Annotated in this window: 20 protein-coding genes and 1 pseudogene; 7 read left to right on the top strand and 14 right to left on the bottom strand. The window is 50.8% G+C overall.

All coding sequences use genetic code 11. From position 1 onward, the window contains the following. Positions 1-45: 45 nt before the first annotated feature. Together AC6R0L_RS05835 and AC6R0L_RS05830 are read left to right on the top strand one after the other, a co-directional pair. Positions 46-741, top strand: a complete 696-nt coding sequence (locus AC6R0L_RS05835; RefSeq protein WP_500628558.1) for a response regulator transcription factor — start codon at positions 46-48, stop codon at positions 739-741. After that, complete coding sequence (locus AC6R0L_RS05830; RefSeq protein WP_500628557.1) at positions 732-1,991, top strand: sensor histidine kinase; 1,260 nt, start codon at positions 732-734, stop codon at positions 1,989-1,991. The genes AC6R0L_RS05835 and AC6R0L_RS05830 overlap by 10 nt, the downstream gene beginning before the upstream one ends. Here the strand turns inward: AC6R0L_RS05830 and AC6R0L_RS05825 are convergent. The 6 genes from AC6R0L_RS05825 to AC6R0L_RS05800 all read right to left on the bottom strand — a co-directional run bounded on the left by AC6R0L_RS05825 (position 1,988) and on the right by AC6R0L_RS05800 (position 8,342). Next, positions 1,988-3,322, bottom strand: a complete 1,335-nt coding sequence (locus AC6R0L_RS05825) for a ferredoxin reductase family protein (RefSeq protein WP_500628556.1) — start codon at positions 3,320-3,322, stop codon at positions 1,988-1,990. The two genes, AC6R0L_RS05830 and AC6R0L_RS05825, sit on opposite strands and share 4 nt — an antisense overlap. A 133-nt stretch (positions 3,323-3,455) precedes the next feature. Further along, positions 3,456-4,256: a Cof-type HAD-IIB family hydrolase gene (locus tag AC6R0L_RS05820; protein ID WP_500628555.1), complete on the bottom strand. Its 801-nt coding sequence runs from the start codon at positions 4,254-4,256 to the stop codon at positions 3,456-3,458. Positions 4,257-4,321: 65 nt separating this feature from the next. Then, positions 4,322-5,419, bottom strand: coding sequence for a GGDEF domain-containing protein (locus AC6R0L_RS05815; RefSeq protein WP_500628554.1), 1,098 nt, complete (start codon positions 5,417-5,419; stop codon positions 4,322-4,324). Beyond that, positions 5,400-5,882 carry a putative pterin-binding protein gene (locus AC6R0L_RS05810; protein ID WP_500628553.1) on the bottom strand — a complete coding sequence of 161 codons (483 nt, stop codon included), beginning with the start codon at positions 5,880-5,882 and terminating at the stop codon, positions 5,400-5,402. The genes AC6R0L_RS05815 and AC6R0L_RS05810 overlap by 20 nt, the downstream gene beginning before the upstream one ends. Before the next feature lie 194 nt (positions 5,883-6,076). Then, positions 6,077-7,447: a YjiH family protein gene (locus tag AC6R0L_RS05805; RefSeq protein ID WP_500628552.1), complete on the bottom strand. Its 1,371-nt coding sequence runs from the start codon at positions 7,445-7,447 to the stop codon at positions 6,077-6,079. Between the two features lie 235 nt (positions 7,448-7,682). Beyond that, positions 7,683-8,342 (bottom strand): YoaK family protein, encoded by a 660-nt coding sequence (locus AC6R0L_RS05800; RefSeq protein ID WP_500628551.1) that lies wholly within the window; start codon positions 8,340-8,342, stop codon positions 7,683-7,685. 248 nt (positions 8,343-8,590) lie between these two features. On the opposite strand from AC6R0L_RS05800, the gene AC6R0L_RS05795 reads away from it, so the two are divergent. The 3 genes from AC6R0L_RS05795 to shyA all read left to right on the top strand — a co-directional run bounded on the left by AC6R0L_RS05795 (position 8,591) and on the right by shyA (position 11,050). Beyond that, complete coding sequence (locus AC6R0L_RS05795; RefSeq protein WP_500628550.1) at positions 8,591-9,202, top strand: hypothetical protein; 612 nt, start codon at positions 8,591-8,593, stop codon at positions 9,200-9,202. A 101-nt stretch (positions 9,203-9,303) separates the two neighbouring features. Then, positions 9,304-9,603, top strand: coding sequence for an isoamylase early set domain-containing protein (locus tag AC6R0L_RS05790; RefSeq protein ID WP_500628549.1), 300 nt, complete (start codon positions 9,304-9,306; stop codon positions 9,601-9,603). A 142-nt stretch (positions 9,604-9,745) separates the two neighbouring features. After that, positions 9,746-11,050: a peptidoglycan DD-endopeptidase ShyA gene (gene shyA, locus AC6R0L_RS05785; protein WP_487902743.1), complete on the top strand. Its 1,305-nt coding sequence runs from the start codon at positions 9,746-9,748 to the stop codon at positions 11,048-11,050. Between the two features lie 48 nt (positions 11,051-11,098). Here the strand turns inward: shyA and AC6R0L_RS05780 are convergent, their stop codons facing one another. Together AC6R0L_RS05780 and ppsA are read right to left on the bottom strand one after the other, a co-directional pair. Continuing rightward, positions 11,099-11,767 carry a YiaD family glycine zipper/OmpA-like lipoprotein gene (locus AC6R0L_RS05780; protein WP_420378220.1) on the bottom strand — a complete coding sequence of 223 codons (669 nt, stop codon included), beginning with the start codon at positions 11,765-11,767 and terminating at the stop codon, positions 11,099-11,101. A 194-nt stretch (positions 11,768-11,961) separates the two neighbouring features. Continuing rightward, complete coding sequence (gene ppsA / locus AC6R0L_RS05775) at positions 11,962-14,355, bottom strand: phosphoenolpyruvate synthase (protein ID WP_500628548.1); 2,394 nt, start codon at positions 14,353-14,355, stop codon at positions 11,962-11,964. 156 nt (positions 14,356-14,511) lie between these two features. Here ppsA and ppsR point away from each other — a divergent pair, with 156 nt between their 5' ends. Next, positions 14,512-15,348, top strand: coding sequence for a posphoenolpyruvate synthetase regulatory kinase/phosphorylase PpsR (gene ppsR / locus AC6R0L_RS05770; RefSeq protein ID WP_334553442.1), 837 nt, complete (start codon positions 14,512-14,514; stop codon positions 15,346-15,348). A 3-nt stretch (positions 15,349-15,351) separates the two neighbouring features. Here ppsR and AC6R0L_RS05765 read toward each other — a convergent pair whose 3' ends face one another. From AC6R0L_RS05765 to AC6R0L_RS05740, 6 genes are all read right to left on the bottom strand, one after another. Beyond that, positions 15,352-16,134, bottom strand: a complete 783-nt coding sequence (locus AC6R0L_RS05765) for a heme ABC transporter ATP-binding protein (protein WP_500628547.1) — start codon at positions 16,132-16,134, stop codon at positions 15,352-15,354. Continuing rightward, entirely contained in the window at positions 16,134-17,171 is a 1,038-nt protein-coding gene (locus tag AC6R0L_RS05760; RefSeq protein ID WP_500628546.1) for a FecCD family ABC transporter permease, read from the bottom strand. The genes AC6R0L_RS05765 and AC6R0L_RS05760 overlap by 1 nt, the downstream gene beginning before the upstream one ends. 120 nt (positions 17,172-17,291) lie before the next feature. Further along, complete coding sequence (locus AC6R0L_RS05755) at positions 17,292-18,242, bottom strand: heme/hemin ABC transporter substrate-binding protein (RefSeq protein ID WP_500628545.1); 951 nt, start codon at positions 18,240-18,242, stop codon at positions 17,292-17,294. Positions 18,243-18,261: 19 nt separating this feature from the next. Then, on the bottom strand, positions 18,262-18,675 hold the full coding sequence (locus tag AC6R0L_RS05750; protein ID WP_500628544.1) for an ExbD/TolR family protein: 414 nt from the start codon (positions 18,673-18,675) through the stop codon (positions 18,262-18,264). After that, positions 18,672-19,382, bottom strand: a complete 711-nt coding sequence (locus AC6R0L_RS05745) for a MotA/TolQ/ExbB proton channel family protein (RefSeq protein WP_334553311.1) — start codon at positions 19,380-19,382, stop codon at positions 18,672-18,674. Before AC6R0L_RS05745 ends, AC6R0L_RS05750 begins: the two co-directional genes overlap by 4 nt. Next, positions 19,382-20,269: an energy transducer TonB gene (locus tag AC6R0L_RS05740; protein ID WP_500628564.1), complete on the bottom strand. Its 888-nt coding sequence runs from the start codon at positions 20,267-20,269 to the stop codon at positions 19,382-19,384. The genes AC6R0L_RS05745 and AC6R0L_RS05740 overlap by 1 nt, the downstream gene beginning before the upstream one ends. Before the next feature lie 359 nt (positions 20,270-20,628). Here AC6R0L_RS05740 and AC6R0L_RS05735 point away from each other — a divergent pair. Further along, a pseudogene (locus AC6R0L_RS05735) lies at positions 20,629-20,766 on the top strand (heme utilization cystosolic carrier protein HutX); the annotation flags it as partial.

The raw sequence follows: 20,766 nt of genomic DNA, 5'->3' as shown, positions 1-20,766 counted from the left end.
TTATTATGTAAAGAATGAACATCGATGGTGGGTGTGGAGGAGAGCATGAAAAGCGACCATTTACAGTGTTTACTGGTGGAAGACGATCTCGATTTGGCCACTGCGGTTATCGACTACCTCGCGCTAGAGGGCATTGAGTGTGACCACGCGGCGAATGGTGTGGCGGGGCTCAACCTGATACAAAATCAGCGCTACGATGTGGTGATCCTCGATTTAAATTTGCCCAAAATGGATGGCCTAGAAGTGTGCGCGAAACTGCGCGCCAGTGGCCTTGATGTGCCGGTTCTCATGCTGACGGCACGCGATACCTTGGACGACAAACTGGGGGGCTTTTCCGCCGGGGCAGACGACTACCTCATTAAACCGTTTGCGATGGAAGAGTTGATCGTTCGCGCGCAAGTGCTTTCGCGTCGGCGCAGTGGGCAAGTGACGCTACTGAGTGCGGAAGGAGTCGAGCTCGATCTCACCACACAAACCGCGACCTGCGATGGGCAGGAGATGAAACTGACACCGATAGGCTACAAACTGCTGGAAACGTTACTGCGCGCCAGTCCAAACAGTGTCTCGAGAGACAAACTGGTGCAGAGCGTCTGGGGGGATGAACAGCCCGACAGCAACAGCTTGAAAGTGCACATGTACCACCTTCGCAAGGCGGTGGATGGCCAAAGTGAAGTCAAACGGATACAGACTCTTGTGGGGCGAGGCTTTGCGCTTAAACGTGAGGAGCGAGTATGCGATTAAGGCGTAGTCTACGGCTCTATTTTGTGTTGGCGATGGTGGCGATGGGCAGTAGCGCGATTGTCGGAATGTCAGGCGTTGCGGTGAGCTATTTTTTCTCAGGGATGGATGAGGCCATGCGCGGCTTTGTCCATTCTCAAGCGTTTCATCTCGACGTTGCGCCGGGTCAGGTCACACAGCAAGATGACCTCTTGGTTGCGAAGCGATGGCAAGACTTACCCACCCGTATCACGCAGCACTTTGATCAAGAGGATTTGGCCGATGGCCGTCTACTCAAACACATCGAAGGCATTCCCTTACTCAGTCCACCGAAGAAAGGCTATTTTGTCATGCAGCTTGAGCAAGATGGCGAGCGCCGTTTTGCCGCTATAGAGATAGGCGATCGTGATCGCACCACGCCGATGAGCCGTGATGAGCTGCCGCCATTTTTCTATATCGTTTTTACCGCGATCGGTGCGATAGCGCTTTTTTCCGTGGTGTTGCTGATGATTATTCGTAATGTGTCGGCACCTGTTGAACAGTTGGGCGCATGGGCGAAATCGTTGGATGAAGATAAGCTGGATGCGGCGATACCCAATTTTCACTACCGAGAGCTTAATGCGCTCGCCGAGATGATTCAGTCGAGCTTGCGCTCGGTACAAGCCAGTGTCGAGCGTGAAAAGCGTTTTCTTGGCTATGCCAGCCATGAGCTACGCACGCCGATTGCGGTCACGCGAACCAATACCGAGCTGCTGGGCAAAATGATCGAGCGTCAGGTTGAGCCCGCTAAGCAGCGTGAGGTATTGGCGCGCATTGAGCGTGCTTCGCTGACCATGACCGATCTGACCGAAACCCTACTGTGGCTCAATCGTCGTGAGGAGAAAGCCTTACCGAGCACCTCGTTCGCCATCGGCCAGTTAGTGATGCAGATCCGTCAGGAGCTCAACTATTTACTGCATGGCAAAGCGGTCACCGTTGCTGAGTCGACCGACGATACTCAGGTGACACTGCCCAGTGGCCTGACGCGTATCGTCATCACGAACTTAGTGCGTAATGCCTTCCAACACACGCAGAAAGGCCAAGTGGTCATCTCGCAAACGGGTGACACATTGGTGATTGAAAACCACAATGACACTGACCAGGAGAAAGACAGCGATCTAGGCTTTGGGCTAGGACTGGAACTCACCGATAGGCTGGTTAAGCAGCAAGGTTGGTCTTATTGCAATACCGTCACCGCGAACGGGCGAGTGGTGACGGTACGATTTGTTGGCTAACGCATCGCATACATCTCTTCGTGATAGTGATGCGCGGTATCGAAACGATGGCGTTTAAGATCATTTTTAAGCTGAGCAGACATCGACTCTGGCCCGCAGAAATAGACATCGTAGTGGTCTAAATGCACAAAGCGCTGCGCCAAGCCTTCGATGGTGAGGCGCGGTTGGTATCGCGTATCGACAATCTCCAACGTCACCCCACTGCGTGTCGCAAGTTGATGCAATTCTTGGAGCATGGCCGTATCCACTCCGCGACAACTGAAGAAAAAGAAGACCGGATAGCGTGGTGGCTGCTCGGCATAACCGTGTAAAGCCGCCACAAAGGGTGCCACGCCGACACCGCCAGCGATCCAAATTTGTGGGCTGGATTGATGGAATGAAACATGCCCATATGGCCCTTCGACTCGAACCGAATCTCCTAGGTTGACACGCTTATTTAGCCCAGTAGTGAAATCGCCTAACTCTTTGATAAGAAATCGCACTTTATCCCCTTTGCAGCCAGACACTAGCGTAAACGGATGGGGATCTTCATGGCCAAATTGAAGATAAGCGTACTGTCCACAGCGATGACCGGGCCAAGAGGTGGGCATATGCAGTTCAAGATCTAAAATGCGGCTCAGTGGGTGATATTGAACGCGGCTAATCCGCGCATCATATTGATGGTAACGTCCGATCAACCCCAGCAAACTATATATCGCAGCCAAGACGCCAATCACGATGAATGCCATGGTGAGAAAGTAAATTGGCGTGCCCCAATAGCTGTGTTTGAGCAGCAGGGCAGAGTGTGCGGCAACCATCAAATAGGCCACAGCCATCAATTTATGTGAGACGCGAAACGGACGATAGCGGAGGGCGGTCCAGAGCGAGAGCGCAATCAAGGCAATCAACAGATAAAATCCCCACTTACCTAAAGCGAGACCGGTTGAACGAAGTTCAAGAATCCAGCTTGAGAGTAGGTCGTTACCAAGGTGCGCAGGCCCACGGCCAGAAAAGCGTTGCGGCGCAGTGAGAACCCCTGCACTGACCAATTGAATAGGAAGGTGATAGAAGAGCCAATGGATGATAGCCAGTACGCCACCCGCGATCCCCGTCCACTTGTGAAGTCGGTAGGATTTGTCTAACCCTTGCGTGACCTGTTCAACCCAATCTAGGCGCAGTGCCAATACCATGGTAAGAGACATCAACATGATAGCCACAATGCCGGAGTACTGAACCAGTGCCGAGCGCCATTGAAATATAAGCGACGAACTCAATAGTGACGGCTCAGCGAATAGCCATAGCCCCGTCACGAGAGCGGTCATCATTGCGATGCCGACGAGAACCCATTTCATGACACATCCTCCCTCTATTTGGCTAATTAAAGCGTAGCAAGCCGGGTGTCAAGTAAGGTCAAGCAGTGTAAATGTGGGTAAAGGAGAAGAGTAAACGTCATACTGCGCGACGCTTACTCTATCAACGCCGAGGTTAGCTGAGAAGGGTGGCCTTGATCACCTTAAACACCCCTGCCTCTTTATTGCTCGGCGCAAGAAAACGGGCGACCTCTTTCACTTTCGGATGCGCGTTATCCATGGCGTAGGAGTGGTAGCTCACTTTGAGCATTTCTAGGTCATTGAGGTAGTCGCCAAAGCTCATGGTCTGTTCGAAAGAGAAACCCAGTGTGGATTGTAGATGCTCGATCGCCGCGCCTTTGGAGGCGTGTTTGTTCATAATGTCGAGCCAGATTTTTGCGCTCACCACCACTTGGTGAGAATCGCCAAACTGCGAGGACACACTTGGGTAAACCAGCGCTTCGCTGCCACCGAAATGCAAAATGGCGACTTTGATAAAGTCATCGTCAACGTCGAGAAGATCCTCGACATACTGACAGCGATGATAATACTTTTTGAACTCGTTGAGCGCTTCTTCTGCTTGGGTTTCGATGTATGCCGATTGAGTACCACACAGCACGATGTAGGCGCCGTCTATGCGTCTCGCCTCTCGAATAATATCGGCAATATCTTGCTTGTCGATTTCACAGCGGTAGAGCTCTTGACCTTGATGCATCACCAGCGTGCCGTTTTCGGCAATGAACATCATACGATCTTTTATTGGGGAGAAGGTTTCCATCAGGCTGTAGTACTGTCTGCCTGAGGCCGCCGCGAAAATGATTTCTTTCGCTTCGAGTTGTGGATAGAGTTCGAAAAATTCCGGATTCAGCTGGCTGTTTTCATCGAGCAGCGTACCGTCCATGTCGGCAGCAATGAATTTGATCGGGTGTTGAGGCATAAGGTTAATCATTGACGAAGTGGATTTTCGGCCATGATAACATTGATTGATCGTCAAAACAGGCGTTAGCCAATGGATTTCTGTTCAAGCTTGGCAAACTTCATTTCGTACATATTGGCATCGGCAATAGAGATGAGTCGGCTCAGTGATGCACCATCATGCGGGTAGTGCGCAATACCAATACTGGTCGATAGGGAGACTTGGGTACCCGCGCGGATAGCAATAGTCTTTCTAAAGCAGCTTTCAATCTGCTTCCAGTGATGCTGTGGATGCGTATCCCCAAGGTAGACCAAAGCAAACTCGTCGCCACCGATTCGATAGCAGTAAGCTTCCAGTCTATTAAGGCGATTAGCAACAGTGGCGAGCACTTCATCACCGGCTTGGTGACCATGACGATCATTCACTTCCTTAAAGCCGTTTAAGTCTAAAAGGTAGAGGTTGAATGACTGGCCTTGTTCCACCCACTCGGCCATATCGTTGAACATGGCCAACCGATTGGACACTCCGGTGAGAGAATCGGTGAGCGCCAATTGCTTGTGGTAAATGGCCTCTTTGTGAATGATGTAGCCGACTAAACACGCGCAGACAAACAGCAATACCATCAAGACAAATTGCGCCTGAGTTAAACTTTGCGCTTGGCTCATTTGTGACAGGTAGAGCGGACTTTTAATTCTAAAATTGGTGTTGACGTACTGAATCATCGACATGTAGAGCGCGTCAATATCATCGCACAGCGCTTTGGCCTGATCCGGTGAGTTGAGCGCTATGAGCTCGGGTTCTAGCTGCTTAAACTGACTGAACAAGTCACTAAAGAATGCGGCGGCACCGGGAAGGGTAATCAGGTTGTCCGCCTCTTTGCTACTGAGAAGTATGTCGAAACGGCTCCAGGTCAACTCATATTTGAGTAGGGTGCGATCGTAGTACTCTTCACTGTCCGCTGCGAACGGTGTAATCGCTCTGAGTTCAGAAAACTCTTTGTTCAACTGAAACAAAAACCATGTGGCTTGGTTTTGCTGTTCATTGTAGGAGGCCGCTAACTGGCGTGTTGAGGTAAGAAAATAGAGATTAATGATGAACAGGGTTGCCGAAAGCACGATTAACAGTACTTTCGCTTTGGCAAGAATGGCGTGTAAGTGGTCGTCTTTACTCTTTGGACTCATCATCGGCGGTATGCACTAATATCTCATCGATCTGCCACACCATTTGTGAACGAAATGCAGCATTATCTATTTCAGGGAACTGACTTAAGTTAAAGACCAGCCAATAGGGGCCTTTATTTCGCACTTTCATTTTTTCTCCATCCATTTCGTACGCCACGATAGGATCGTACTTAAGAATATCTTCGATTCTTGAGCTCGCCGCGTAATCATTTAGGGCGACAAAAGAGACGGAGAAGGTATTGTTCGCGCGGTAGTAATCAACTAACGATGAGACTTTGAAGCCGGTGAAGGTTTTTTTGCCGTCGAACCAAGGTAGGGTCGTAGAGAAGGTAGTGGGTTCGAAATTCGCTACGATGTCTTCATGAGAGAGGGTGATAGGATCGCGATCTGTGATGCGAATCACTAAGCTAGAGGCTGAAGCACTAAAAACAGACAACGCAGCGAACAGCGCAAGCACTCTTCTCATGATCTCTCCCCAAAGGTCCGGACAATAACGTCTTTTTAATATAATTATTGATTATATGATTGTTTTGCAGGTGAGCAAAACCTTTTATCAATATTGATTCTTATTTATTGAGTATAGACAACGCACAGAAACCGCAAAGCCCCGCTATGAAATCCATAGCGGGGCTTTGCGTCAATCGTCACCAGAGGCGCACATTAGAAGATCAGATGCGCGACACCCGCAATCACAGGTAAGGTGATGAGCGTACGCAAGATAAAGATGGCGAACAGCTCAAAAATATTGACCGGAATGCGGCTCCCAAGCAGCAGTGCACCCACTTCAGACATGTAGATTAGCTGGGTCACAGACATCGCAGCGATGACGAAGCGCGTCATTTCGTTGTCGATAGAAGCTGCAAGGATGGCAGGGATAAACATGTCCGCAAAACCGACCACCATGGTTTGCGACGCCGCTGCGGCTTCTGGGATTTGTAGCAGCTCTAGGAATGGGATAAACGGCTGGCCTAAGAAGGCAAACACCGAGGTGTACTCAGCAATCACAAGTGCAATCGTACCCAGACCCATCACCACTGGCAGTACGCCAAACACCATGTCGACAGCGTTACGCACGCCTTCACCAAACACACCTTTTAATGAGGTCACTTGTGAGGCTTTCTTCAGAGCCAACTCAAGACCCCAAGTGAAGCTGTTATGTCCAGCTGGTAGAGCGTCCGCTTCGGCATCCGGTTTTGTACCGTCGATGAAGGTGTCTTTCTTGTAGCTCAGTGGTGGCAGTCTTGGAATGATGATCGCGGCAACCACACCGGCTAAACAGATAGCACCGTAAAAAGGCAGGAATAGGTGCTCAAGTTCGACTTGGGCTAATACCACCAAACTAAACGTAATGGAGACGGCAGAGAAGGTTGTGCCAACGACCGCCGCTTCGCGTTGTGTGTAGAACTTGTTTTCGTACTGCTTACTGGTCAGCAGGATACCGACGGAGCCATCGCCTAGCCAAGAAGCCATACAGTCAATCGCACTGCGTCCAGGTAGATTGAATACTGGGCGCATGACTTTGCTGAGCAAGGTGCCAAACAGTTCTAGCAAGCCAAAGTTGAGCAGCAAAGGAAGCAGCAAGCCAGCAAAAATGAACACAGAGAAAAGAGTTGGCAACAAACCTTCCAGCACTAGTCCGCCGGTGTTTTCTTCCCAAATCGCCTCTGGGCCCAGTTGGAAGTAGGTCATCGCAACCGCAAGACCACCGATCACACGCACAGCAAGCCAAAGTGGTGATGGGTTAAACAGGCCGTTTAAGAAGTCGCTGTTGGCAATAAAAGCCGGCGTTTTAATACGACAAAGTAGCGAGGCAACCGCCATGAAGCTAATGATGGACGTCACCATGCCGACCAGAGCGTCACCGAACAGTGCCTGAATCGATTTCGCCAATACGGCCACAGGGATAGTGATGTCACCGTCAAACGTGATCGGCGCCATAAAGACAAACAGACCTAACAAAGACGGAATAAAGAACATCCAGAAGTTCTTCTTCCCTTTTGGCTGATTGATAGATTGAGCGTTTTCTTGCATTACAAATCTCGTGTTACATCTGGTCAATAGTATTGCCGTATCCCTTGGCATACATATTCACTAAACATCCCTATTTAGTCATGGGGCGCAAGATTACTGCCTTTTGTCATGCTGTGCAATACTATTCAATAATTATCCCTAAATATTCAGACATAAACTCGATATTAGCTTGGCAATGCAGTAGTTTGTTTTGTTAATGTTAAATTGTTTGGGATTGTGTTGCAACTAAGCGGGTTTATTTGGGTGAAATATAGAGGTAGAGCCAATAGCTTAGCGCGAGACACAGGGCAAGGGTAACGGGCGCAAGCAGCGCTGCAATGCTGACCTGTGCATATAAACCCGCTCCGGCAGTACCGCCGAGTAAGAATCCGGCGAAGATAAAGGAGAAGAGTTTGGCTTTGCGATAATCGAACTTTTCCCCGCGCAAGCGCGCACCGATCATAATGCCCAAATCAGTGACGATACCCGTCATGTGGGTAGTGCGCACAACCGCGCCGCTGAAGGTGGTTAACATGGCGTTTTGCAGCCCACAAGCAGCAGACGCGAGATACTGACCACTGGTGTGTCCCTCCTTAAGCAGAAGGTAGGCGAGCAAAAGTAGCCCACTTTCAAAGCAGAGTGCCACCCCGTAGCGGCGGCCCAATTTCAGCGCAGTGCTTTCGATAAAGACGCCACTGAGTATCGTGCCGAGCAGAAAGCTGAGTACCACCCATAGGAGGTGCAGCGTTTGTTGATCGAAGAGGTAGAGGCTAGTGCCCAGTAGTGTCACGGTACCCGAGATATGAGACACGGACTGGTGCTGGAAACCCAACAAGCCAATCGCATTGACGGTTCCGGCCAGTAGTGCCAATAAAAATGCACCGTGCTCCACCCAGCGTGGTAGTTTTGAAATCACCGTGATCCCCCTTTTGTTAAGCAGGACATTATACGCGTCAGCCCAAAACTTGCAGCTGACTTATGTGGCCTCCTTATCTGGCCTCTTAGCAGAACGCGCATGGTGATTTCGTGGTGGCACAGAGCCGCAGGCGAAATTAATCGTGGATAGGCGTTTTGCCTCACTGACCCGCCTGTTACTATATGTTTGAAAATACGATGTGTTTGAAAATCACCCTCTTTGAAGAACTCTGTTGTGAAGTGATCATCATGAAAAAGCGCCGACTTCCCATTCCCCTTATTTTATTGATTCCGATTGTCCTGCTGGTGGTCGTTGCCGCAGCCGGTCTTTACCGCTTCAGTTTGTCTGATGAGGAGATTCGAGCGAAGTTTCCTCAGCCCACACCGACGCAAGATGCTCTCATGCAACAGGTTTTTGGCATTGCGACGCCCAATCCCTGGACGATTAAAGTTCCAGAAACCACCGCCTACAGCTTGCTTACCCGACGTCAAGACGCAAGAGCAATAGGCCAATATCAAGACGGTGAAGTACGCGGTGATATTTGGGTCGACACGCATCAATTGATCGAACTGGGAGAGGGCCGCTACGCCGCGCCGCTCATCGTATCCAATCAAGGTAGTGGTCTTTTTTACTATCTAGCCCTGTTTGAATATGATTCCACCCGCCAGAGAATGATCTCGCGTGATGCAGTGCTGCTGGGTGATCGAATCGTGGTGGAAGCGGTCGAGCGCAATCAGGATGTGATCGCCGTTACACTGCGAACTCGTGAGGAAGATCAACCTATGAGTGAGGAACCCAAAGTAACGCGCACTATAATGATGACTGTGACCGAACAAAATAGTTGGGCAATTCGACCATAATATTAATAGGGTTTTACATTGTTTTTGATGCAAACTGTTGCGCATATTTGTAAGCTAACAAGGATGAGATGGACATTTTAACGTCGTTAACGGAGTAAACTATGATCAACAAACGTTTTTTCAAAACCAAAGATGAAGTCGAAGTCACCTTCGAGTTGGATGCCGCAAACGCTGACCAATCGGTGGCACTGGTCGCAGATTTTCTTGATTGGCAACCGGTCGAAATGAAGAAAGTGGCGAAGTCGAAAAGCTTTAAATTTAAAACCCGACTACCCAAAGACCAACACTTCGAATTTCGTTATTTGGTCGACAACAGCAAGTGGGTCAATGACGCCAATGCAGACCAATACAAGCCGAATGGCTTTGGTGATGACAACGGCTTGCTATCGACCTATCAATAGAACTTTTAGGGTTTTAGCGACATCAACTGCAAAAAGGCGCGTAAGCGCCTTTTTCGATCCAATCTTTACATTAGAAAAGATGACTTTTAGTGGATAAATTCGTAATCTTACGGCTTCGTTATTTCTCTCTATAGGTAGCATTGTGCAAGCGAAAAGTCTGACATTACGCTTCAAAGAGCTCTCTAAGCGTAAAAAGATGGCCGTATTAAGTTTACCGATTTTTATCGCTGTGGCTTTGTCGTCTGCGCCGAATTCAGGTCGCTATCATCGCACTATTGAGCTTTCTCTCCCAGAATCCACACTGATGAATGACTGGCTCGCTGAACACGACGAGACGGTGGATATCCCAGATTACGAATACGTGATCCAATCAGGCGATAACCTAAGCACTATTTTTAATCAATTGGGCTTTGGTTATAGCGAGCTGATGCAGATCATGGAGACGGATTTAAACTATCTCGCTCTAGATACGCTGCGCCCCGGCAATACCTTGCGTTTTTGGCGTGATGAAAACCGTAAACTGGCGAAGATGGAGCTTGAGTTTAGCTTGGTCGAGCGTGCAGTTTACACCCGGTTGGATGATGGCAACTATGAGTACAGCGACGTCAAAATTCCAGGTGAATGGAAAGCCTTCCCAATGGTGGGCGAAATCAACGGCACCTTCTCGCAATCTGGCTACGCGCTTGGCCTCGGCAGTAGCGAAGTCGACCAGATTGTCAGCTTACTGAAAGATAAGATCAATTTTGCTCGTGACTTGCGAGCGGGCGATCGTTTCGAAGTGGTACAGTCTCGTCAATACGTCGGTGAAACGTTGACGGGTAATCGCGAGATACAAGCGGTTAAGATCCACAATCGTGGTCAAACCCTCTCGGCGTATTTGCACAGTGACGGCCAATACTATGATGCGAAAGGGGACAGCCTACAGCGTGCGTTCCAACGTAAGCCAGTCGGTGGCAACTATCGCTTAAGTTCGCATTTTAACCCTACTCGCCTGCATCCTGTTACCGGACGTGTTGCACCGCACAACGGCACGGACTGGGCAACCCCAACCGGTACTCCGATTGTCTCAACGGGCGATGGCGTTGTCGTCATGACACGTGACCACCCTTACGCAGGTAAATACGTGGTGATTGAACACGGCAGCCGCTACAAAACGCGTTATTTGCATCTAAGTAAAATCTTAGTTCGCAAAGGCCAAACGGTAAGTCGTGGGCAGCGAATTGGTTTATCTGGAGCGACGGGGCGGGTAACCGGCCCCCATATCCACTACGAACTCCTTGACCGCGGCCGCGCGGTGAATGCGATGAAAGCCAATATCCCGATGGCCAACTCGGTTCCAAAAGCAGAAATGGCGAGCTTCAAGGCGCGCAAAGCAGAGCTTGATGAGATGCTGCGTCAGCAAGAGATGGAGTGGGCCAGAGAAGGGGAATCTGCGCCAGCGAGTTGATGCGCTGGCGCTGGTTGTTTGTGATCAAGGAGCAGACGCGAGCAGTAATTACTTGGCGGGATAGATGCTAATTTCTACCCGTCGGTTACAGGTTCGCCCTTGTGCGGTGTCATTACTACAAATTGGCGTACTTTCGCCCATTCCAAGGGTTGATAAGCGGTTGGTCGCCACTTTCTGATACATCAAATAGGTTCTCACTGACTCCGCGCGTTTGAGTGAGAGACTTTGGTTGTAGGCTTCACTTCCTGTGCTGTCCGTGTGTCCTGCAATCATCAATACGGTATCTGGATATTCGACCAATATACGCGCGACGCCGTTGAGCGTGTTGTAGATCGATGCGTCCAACTGGTAGGAATCACTGGCGAAACCAATTCCGTTTTCCATCACAAGTTGGATTTGATCCTCTCCCACCCGTTTCACCTGAACCCCTGAATTGAGTAACTCTTCACGCAGCGCCGCTTCTTGCTGGTCAAAGTAATAACCCACTCCAGCACCCACCGCGCCGCCCGCTGCGGCCCCTGCCAGTGCACGTTGTCTGCGTTCTGTTGCGTTATCGCCTGTCGCTAGGCCGACGAGTGCGCCTGATACCGCGCCAATTAGGGCACCTTGAGTGGTTGCATTGGTTTCGGTTTCACCTGTGGTAGCGTTCTGACGCTGTGTGGCTTGGCACCCAGCGAGTAGAGTGCAGAGAGAGAGTAAAGTGAGGGATTTGTTCATCATAATAGCTCGATTCATCCTGTTTCAAGTGTGTGCTTACCTTAAAGGAACAGCGTCATTTTGTAAGTCTGACAAAACGATAACTTACTAAAAATTAACACTTAAGTGACGTATGGCGCTCGGTATCATAACCAAAAGCGCCGCCTTTGAAGGCGGCGCGAGAGGGGATAATTAAGTTGACTACGCAGCCTGTGCTACTGGTTTGGTTTAACCGTCCCCAGTTTTAGCCAAGTATCGATCACCGTGTCAGGGTTAAGAGAGACGGAGCTGATCCCTTGCTGCATTAGCCACTCGGCAAGGTCATCATGATCTGATGGCCCTTGACCACAGATCCCCACGTACTTGCCCGCTTTGGTTGCCGCGTCGATGGCCATTTTCAGCATGGCTTTGACCGCCGGATTTCTCTCATCAAACAGATGCGCGACATCGCCAGAATCACGGTCTAACCCGAGGGTTAACTGCGTCATGTCGTTAGAGCCAATCGAGAAACCATCAAAGTATTTTAAAAACTCGTCAGCGAGCACTGCGTTTGACGGCAGTTCGCACATCATGATCACTTTCAGCCCTTGATCGCCGCGTCGTAAATCGAACTTGGCGAGAAGATCGATCACCGAAGCAGCTTCGCTTGGTGTGCGAACAAAGGGGATCATGATCTCAACGTTCTTTAATCCCATTTCGTTGCGTACGCGCTTGATGGCTAAGGTTTCCAGCTCAAAACAGTCTTCGAATACTGGAGAGATATAGCGCGAGGCGCCGCGGAAACCGAGCATGGGGTTCTCTTCATGAGGCTCATAACTTTGGCCGCCGATGAGGTTGCTGTACTCGTTCGACTTAAAATCCGACATGCGCACAATGACGCGCTTGGGCCAAAACGCTGCCGCTATGGTGGCAATCCCTTCGGTCAGTTTGCTGACGTAAAAGTCGATAGGGTCGTGATAGCCGCGGATACGTTGGCGGATCTGAGTTTTGAGCGCGTCGCTTTGCTGGTCAAAATTGAGCAATGCTTTCGGGTGGATGCCAATCATTTTATTGATGATGAACTCCAATCGCGCAAGACCAACGCCCTCATTGGGGATTTGGGCAAAGTCGAAAGCGCGATCTGGGTTACCGACGTTCATCATCACTTTGGTTGGCAAAAGAGGGAGCTCATCGACCGAAGAGCGTTTGATCTCAAACGTCAGCTCGCCTTCATAGACATAACCTGATTCGCCTTCTGCGCACGAGACGGTGACCGGCTGCCCACTGCAAAGGCGCTCCGTGGCGTCGCCGCAGCCAACGATGGCAGGAATGCCAAGCTCTCTCGCAATGATGGCCGCATGGCAAGTTCGCCCACCACGGTTGGTGACGATGGCTGAGGCTTTTTTCATCACCGGCTCCCAATCGGGGTCGGTCATGTCGGTAACCAGCACGTCGCCTTCTTGGACTAAGCTCATTTCATCCAGTGAGTCGACAAGACGCACAGGACCTTGGCCGATACGTTGCCCAATCGCGCGTCCTTCGACCAGCACGTTTGCTTTGTCGTTAAGCTCATAGCGCTCAATGACGTTTTGTTCATTCTGAGAGCAGACTGTTTCTGGCCTCGCTTGGACGATATAGAGTTTGCCATCAATGCCGTCTTTGGCCCATTCAATGTCCATCGGGCGTTGATAATGACGCTCGATGATCATCGCTTGTTGGGCAAGCTGTTTGATTTCTTCATCGGTCAGAGAAAACTGTTCCCGTTCCTTCTCGTTGGTATCGATAATCTCGACTTGTTTGCCAATCGTGGTGTCATTGGCGTAGATCATCTTGATCAGTTTAGAGCCGAAGGTTTTCTTCACAATCGGTTGGTGACCGGCTTCGAGAAGCGGTTTATGGACGTAGAATTCGTCTGGGTTTACCGCCCCTTGAACCACCATTTCTCCCAGCCCCCACGCAGAGGTGATGAACACCACTTGGTCAAAGCCCGATTCTGTATCTAAGGTAAACATGACGCCGGAGGCCGCTTTGTCGGACCGCACCATGCGCTGGATCCCTGCAGAAAGGGCGATGCCGCGGTGATCAAAGCCTTGGTGCACACGATAAGAGATCGCGCGGTCATTAAAGAGCGAGGCATAGACGTGCTTGGTCGCTTCGAGTACTCCTTCTACACCGGTGATATTGAGGAAGGTCTCTTGCTGTCCGGCAAAGGAGGCGTCGGGAAGATCTTCGGCAGTGGCAGAAGAGCGCACTGCGACGGAAAGCTCGGGGTTACCGTCGACCAATTGCAGATAATGCTCACGAATATCGGCTTCGAGGTCGGCGGGGAATGGGGCATCAAGCACCCATTTTCGTATGGTGGCGCCGGTTTGGCGTAGGGCTTCAACATCGTCGACGTTCAGGTCATCGAGCAGTTGGTGAATTCGATCATCTAGGCCTTCAAAGTCGAGGAAGCGGTTAAACGCATAAGAGGTGGTGGCAAAGCCGTTGGGGACGCTCACGCCCGCATTGGCTAGGTTGGACACCATCTCTCCGAGGGACGCATTTTTACCGCCGACTTTGTCGACATCATCCATGGATAGACCATTAAACCAGAGGGTGTTCTTTTGCATGTCTTTCTCCAGAAACATTGCAGCTTGTAGGGACTTAAAGCAAACGATTACGTATCAACTTAAAAAAGGCGAACCAATTTAAAAAGCTGTGGGGGACGTAATAGTCAGCAGGGTTTTATTATCGATATTATGAATGTCATCCTACTCAACATTATTTTAGCTATTCAACAAACCATGCAAATTGATAGTCAAAGTCGTGATGTATTCTATGTTTCTGATGGCACGGCACTCACGTGCGAGACATTAGGACATGTCGTTTTGGGGCAGTTCTCTTTTCACGCGAATGAAAAGACCTTTCCGTTCGTGGAAAGTGAAGAGAAATTGGCGGCGCTGGTTAAAGAGATTGACGCCTCGTATCGTACCCACGGTGTTAAGCCGCTGGTGTTTTTCTCTATGGTGATTGGTGAACTGAGGGCCAAGTTATTGCAGGCTCCAGCGCATTGCTACGATGTACTGGAAAGCTTGGTACAAAAAGTCCAAGACGATATTCAGATGGAGGCGAAACCCAAGTTGCAACGTTCGCGCAGTGTCAGTAAAGATTCACATCGCTATTTTGACCGCATTGCCGCCATTGAATACACACTTGCACATGATGATGGCATTACTCTCAAAGGCTTGGATGAGGCGGACATCATTTTATTGGGCGTGTCGCGCAGCGGTAAAACACCGACGAGTCTCTACATGGCGATGCAGTTTGGTTTGCGGGTCGTGAACTACCCGTTTATCGAGCAAGATATTCAGCGTTTGAGGTTGTTGCCGGAGTTTGAAGTGGTGCGACACAAATTGTTCGGCCTCACTATCGATTCTGAGCGCCTAACGCAGATTCGCCAGAACCGACTGGCTGACAGCGATTACGCCAGTAGTCAGCAGTGCCAACAAGAGCTTGAACATGTCGAAGCACTGTTTCGCCGTGAGGCGATTCCCTACATCAACACCACCTCGTTATCCGTAGAGGAAATTTGCGCGCGCGTATTGGAGCGCGCCGGCTTAAGACGGCGTCTGCTCTCCTAAGGTTTACGCAGCGGGCATTACCATGGGGAAGTCCAACGAGGGATGGCGATTGACTAATGCTCGGTAGCCGTAAACCTGCTCGATGAGACTTGGCGTTAACGCTTGCCAAGGTTTGGCGTCACAAGCAATTTTTCCCTGATGCAGAATCACAAGTCGATCGGCGTATTGCGCCGCGAGGTTGAGGTCGTGCAGCACGACGACGGCGGCGGTATGGTGTTCATCGGCTAATTGGCGTGCAATTCGCAGTGTGTTGTGCTGATGGGCCAGATCCAGTGCGGAGGTCGGTTCGTCGAGCATGAGGATTTTCTTCTCAGCGGACTGATCGAGTTGGACTAACACTCGCGCGAGATGCACGCGCTGTTTCTCTCCGCCAGACAGGGATGGGTACAGGCGTTCACTCAGGTGGCTGACATCGGTGAGCGACATGTACTTAGCCGCTACCGCTTGGGTCTGTTTGTGCGCCAAGTTGAGCGGTATCGCCCCAAGCTCCACCACTTCATGGGCAAGAAACGGAAAACTCAGGGTGCTGTGCTGAGGAAGCATGCCTAAGTGTCTGGCCAGTTCATCATTTGGCCATTGGTTTGCTGCGCGGCCAAAATAGCGAATATCGTGACGTGAAGGGATCTCCTGACACAATAATTTCAGCAAGGTACTTTTCCCCGCGCCGTTTGGCCCGAGCAGCGCAGTCACTTCTCCGGCGTGAATATCAAGGTCGATGTTATCCAGTACACAGCGCTGACCAAAGTGCATCGACAGACCTTGAGCGGAGATGGCTGGAGCGTCCATTACAAAATCTTCCCTTTTTGTTGAAACAGCAGATAGATGAAAAACGGTGCGCCAATGATCGCCGTGACGATGCCTACAGGCAGTTCAGCAGGGGCGACCGCAACACGAGAAAACATATCGGCAAAGGTGAGCAGCAGTGCGCCCATCAGTGCAGAAATGGGCAGCAGGCTGCGGTGGTCTGGTCCGGTCAACATGCGTCCTAAATGGGGAATCACTAAGCCAATAAAGCCGATCATCCCTGAGACGCTCACCGTGACCCCAACGCCAACGGCGGTCAGCAGAATCAACTGACGTTTGAGACGCTGAACGGCGATACCAAGATGCGCCGCCTCCGCTTCGCCAAGCAAGAGAGCATTGAGGGCCATCGCCCGTCGATAAAAGCAAGCGCTAAGAATCAGCAAGGTGACGCTACAGAGCGCAAGGCTTGTCAGGTTGGCGCCCGCCAGTGAGCCCATCGACCAGAGCGACAGGTCGCGCAACATTTGATCGTCCGCGATGAAATTCATATAGCCAATGCCTGCCCCAGAAAGGGCACTGATCGCTACCCCTGCTAGCAGCATGATGGTGACAGACGTCCCCAGCTTACTGGTGCCCAATTTGTAGACCAGGACGGTGGTTAACGCGCCGCCCAAAAAAGCAAACATGGGCAGTGCGGCGATGTTCATCAAGGTTGGGTATTCGGCGAACACATCGGCAAACATCACAATGGCGATCGCTGCCCCCAAGGAGGCCCCAGCAGAGACACCAATGATCCCCGGTTCGGCCAGTGGGTTGCGAAACAGCCCCTGCATCACCGTGCCGCACAGGGCTAAAATCGCGCCGACTAACATACACAATAGGGTACGCGGAAAGCGAATTTCATGGATCACCAAATGCACGTGCGGTGCCAGTTGCTCCGATTTAAGCAACAAGCTCTGTACACTCTCGATAAATCCAATATTCATTGGCCCAACGGTGATTGAGCTGATCGCTGTGATAAGCAGCAAGACAGCAAAAAGACCGAGCGTAATGGGTAGCGGGCATTTTTTTAGAATCATAGGTTTAAAATCATAGCTTTAGAATCATAGGTTTAGAGTCAAAGGTTTAAATTCATAGCGTTAAAGTCACAATCCAGTCTTGTATGTTGCCAGTCTGGGGCTTGTCGCTTGCGTGGCGGGTTACAGCAGCAACGCGCTGATGCGCTCCGCTTCAGCCAAACTTTTCAGCCCCAATCCACCGACTAAAGCATGACCATCAATTTGGATGAAGGCTTTGTTTTGACCCGCAGGTGTGGCGGCGAGCATCGGCAATTTTTTTAATATCTCATCCGCACCGCCCAAGCTTTGGTAGCTGCGGCCACTGACGAGGATAATGTCGGGTTGCATCTCGACCATCGCCTCACTCGATAGCGGTTTGTAGGAAGAAAGTGTCGAAGCGGCAGGGTTAATGCCGCCCGCAAGTTCAATAATCGCGTTAGGCGTGGTATCTGCCCCAGCGACGTTGGCGGGGCGACCTTCATGTATCAACAAAAACAGCACTTTTTTCGGCGTCGCGATCTGCTGACGGCGCTGCTCTAAATTGGCCAGTTGACGCTCGACATTCTGCTTGAGTTGCGCAGCATGCTCGCTAGAATCCGTCAGCGCGGCAATCTCATCAATGCGCTCAAGTAGACCTTCGGCGGTCGGTTTGGTGTTGACAATATCCACCGCGACGCCCGCTGATTTAAGCTGAGCGAGCGCAGACGCGGGGCCCATTTCATCGGAGCCAATGAGTCGATTCGGGCCTAAAGCCAATAGCCCTTCTGATGACAGTTGGCGATGATAGCCAATTTTGGGCAGTGCGAATCCCTCTGGCAGCTCACTGGTGACATCTACCGCAACGAGACTTTGCTGCTGGTCTAGCGCAATCAATAGCTCAGTAACGGCGCTGCCGGCGCTTATGATGCGCTCGCTTGCCATCGCATGGTGAGAGAAGGCGGTGAGCGAGAGCGCACACAGTGACACCGCCGCAGTTAGGCGGCCGATCGTGCGTCCCCATCTTGCTTTTGAGAAAGTTCGTGCAGCACGCGCTGTCTGGCTAGGGTGCTGAGATAACTTAGTACGTTCAGAGAATATAATACGTTGAGTCATAAACAAGGTTTGCCTTAAATTAATTGGGCTGCTCAGTCAGCAGCTGCGTGGCTTGAATGCCGTTTTCTTGTAAGTAGGCCAGCAGTTTGACCAAATGCTGAACGTCGGCGGTTTTCTCTGCGCCGATAACGATCGGTTGCGGGTTCGATTGGTGTTGCTCGAGCAAAGCGAGCGTAAAGTTGTGCCAATCGAGATAGGTTTGGCCGTCTATCGCCCAATGCGGCGCCGCATCGAGAATGTTGATGGTCAGAGAGCGCTTATCCACCGTAGACACCTGATTCGAGTCGGTGGTGGGCAGATCCACTTCCAATGAATCAAGTTTTACCGCCGCGGTCAGCAACAAAAACACCATCACGATGAAGATGATGTCGAGCAGTGGTGTGAGATCCGGTGTCAGCCCAAATCGTGATTCATTGTGGGGTAACTTGATCATGCGTTCACTCGCTTTTCTCGGATGGGGTGAACATGCTCATCAGCGTTTTTGGTCACGGTCATCGGCGGTGTATTGGCTTGCACGCTGACCCCTTCCAACCATAAATTGACGTAATTTAATGTGTGCTCGAGCTTGGCGGTAACGCGGTCAGCCCACAACCCCAGCAACTGCGCGCCAGCGATGGCGGGCAGCGCGATCAAAAGCCCTGCAGCGGTGGTACGCATGGCGAGGCCAAGGCCGTCAGCCAGATCATTGGGCGTGATGTTACCCGAAGAGGCCGCCACGCCTTTAAACATCTCAATCAGCCCAAGCACGGTGCCGAGCAATCCGATCAACGGGCTGATGACGCCGATCAAGGTCAATAGGCGCAACCCAGAATTGAGCTGGTGGCGTTTTTCTTGTAACCACATCCCGGCCACATCTTCTCGAAGTGACTTTGCAAAGGAGTGATGGGCTAAGACCATGGCCACACCCTTAAAAAGCAGCGGGCGACGTGGTGACCAACGTTTTGCAAGTTGCTCAATGGCTTGATTATCCGTCGGGCTCAGTTGGTTGAGTTCTCGTGATACGGCACGCTTGCCAACACCGGTGCTGACCAGAACTTGGAACAAGCGTTCGAGGATGATCATGACCGTCAGTGCAGAGCAGAAAATCAAGGGCCAAGCCATAAGGCCCAGTTGTTGCTGTATTTGTTCAATGTGTTCCATTATCGATCCAACTTAAAACGAACGGGAATATGCACGCGATGGGCCATGGAGTGCCCATTCACCGTGTGAGGAGAAAACTGCCACTGCTTAATCGCATCCAACGCGGATTTATCGAGCAAGGTGGCTCCGGATGAGCTGATAAGCACCTGTTTGACTTGATTTCCTTCATCGTCGAGCCAGATTTCATACAAAGCGACGCCTTCCAACCCCCGTTTTCTCGCCAGTCTTGGGTAGTGAGGCGCGGTTGGGCGACTCAAGAAAGAGGGCTTCTCGACCAAGATGGGCTGTGCGCTGGCGCCTTGATTGGCTTTTTGTGGGACCTTTGCGGTGTCCGTTGGGGCAGGCTCAGCCGGTGTTGCTTCTATTGGCTTGGCGTTGGCAGGCGCTGCTTGAGTATTGGTCACCTTGGTGTTTTTTTTCGGCTTAGGCGCCGCCTTTTTTGGGGGCGTTTTCGCCACGACTGGTTTCGTCGTTTCTTGTTTGGCGACCACCTTTTTGATTGGGTCTTTGCTGACCGGCTTTTTCACTATTGTTTTTTCTGGTCTAACCGCAGCTTTGTCTGGTCTAACTGAAGCTTTGTCCGGTTTCACAATAGCTTTGTCTGTCTTCACCGCAGATTTATCTGGCGTGGGCATCGGTGTCGGGATCGGCTCGGCAATAGCTGCCGCTTCGATCGGTGCAGGTTCCGGTTTCACGGGCAGGTCGGCCTCTGGCGAGACACTAGGCGCTGGAACTGCCGCTGCTTTAAAGTTAATTGAGACACTCTGAGACTGCGTTCCCGCGGGCATCGCAAATACTTTCGCTTCATGAGCGACGAGTAATATGGCCCCGTGAACCGCTAGTGAGAGCGTTCCTGCGATAGTGTAGCGTTTGACATTCACGGTGATTTCTCTTGTCCGACATCAACAAATTGCCAAGATTATTACTTACAATGCAAATAAGATCAATTATCAATTGCATTATCATTAGCGTGGAATTATGATCTCGTCCAGTTTTTAAGATTTTGGCGCGAAGCAAGAGCTGACAAGCGCTAAGCGAGTAAATAGCATGTTGGATATCCATCAATTTGATGAATCAGTACTCGGTAAAGAAACCTCTGATCCGTTGCATTTTGCCTTCGCGGATAAAACCTCAAGACTTGGCACAAGCGGCGATCAAGGTTCTACAATTTTATTATCAACCCGCCTCAATGAGCCCTCATCATGTCGGTTCATCGCTTAGAAATGGAACGTTTATGGATTCAGTAATGACAAAGACCCAACAGCCAGACACGCTTGCTCAGCAAGTCGCAGCGCTATTAGACAGTGACCCAACATTGTTGCCTGCTGCCATCGCAGAGCAGTTAGGAGTCAGTGAGTATGACGTGGTGGCCGCTTTGCCGACG

The organism is Vibrio sp. R15-SG3-ISO1A, from assembly GCF_059833955.1.
This window is presented reverse-complemented; position numbering and strand designations above follow the sequence as displayed.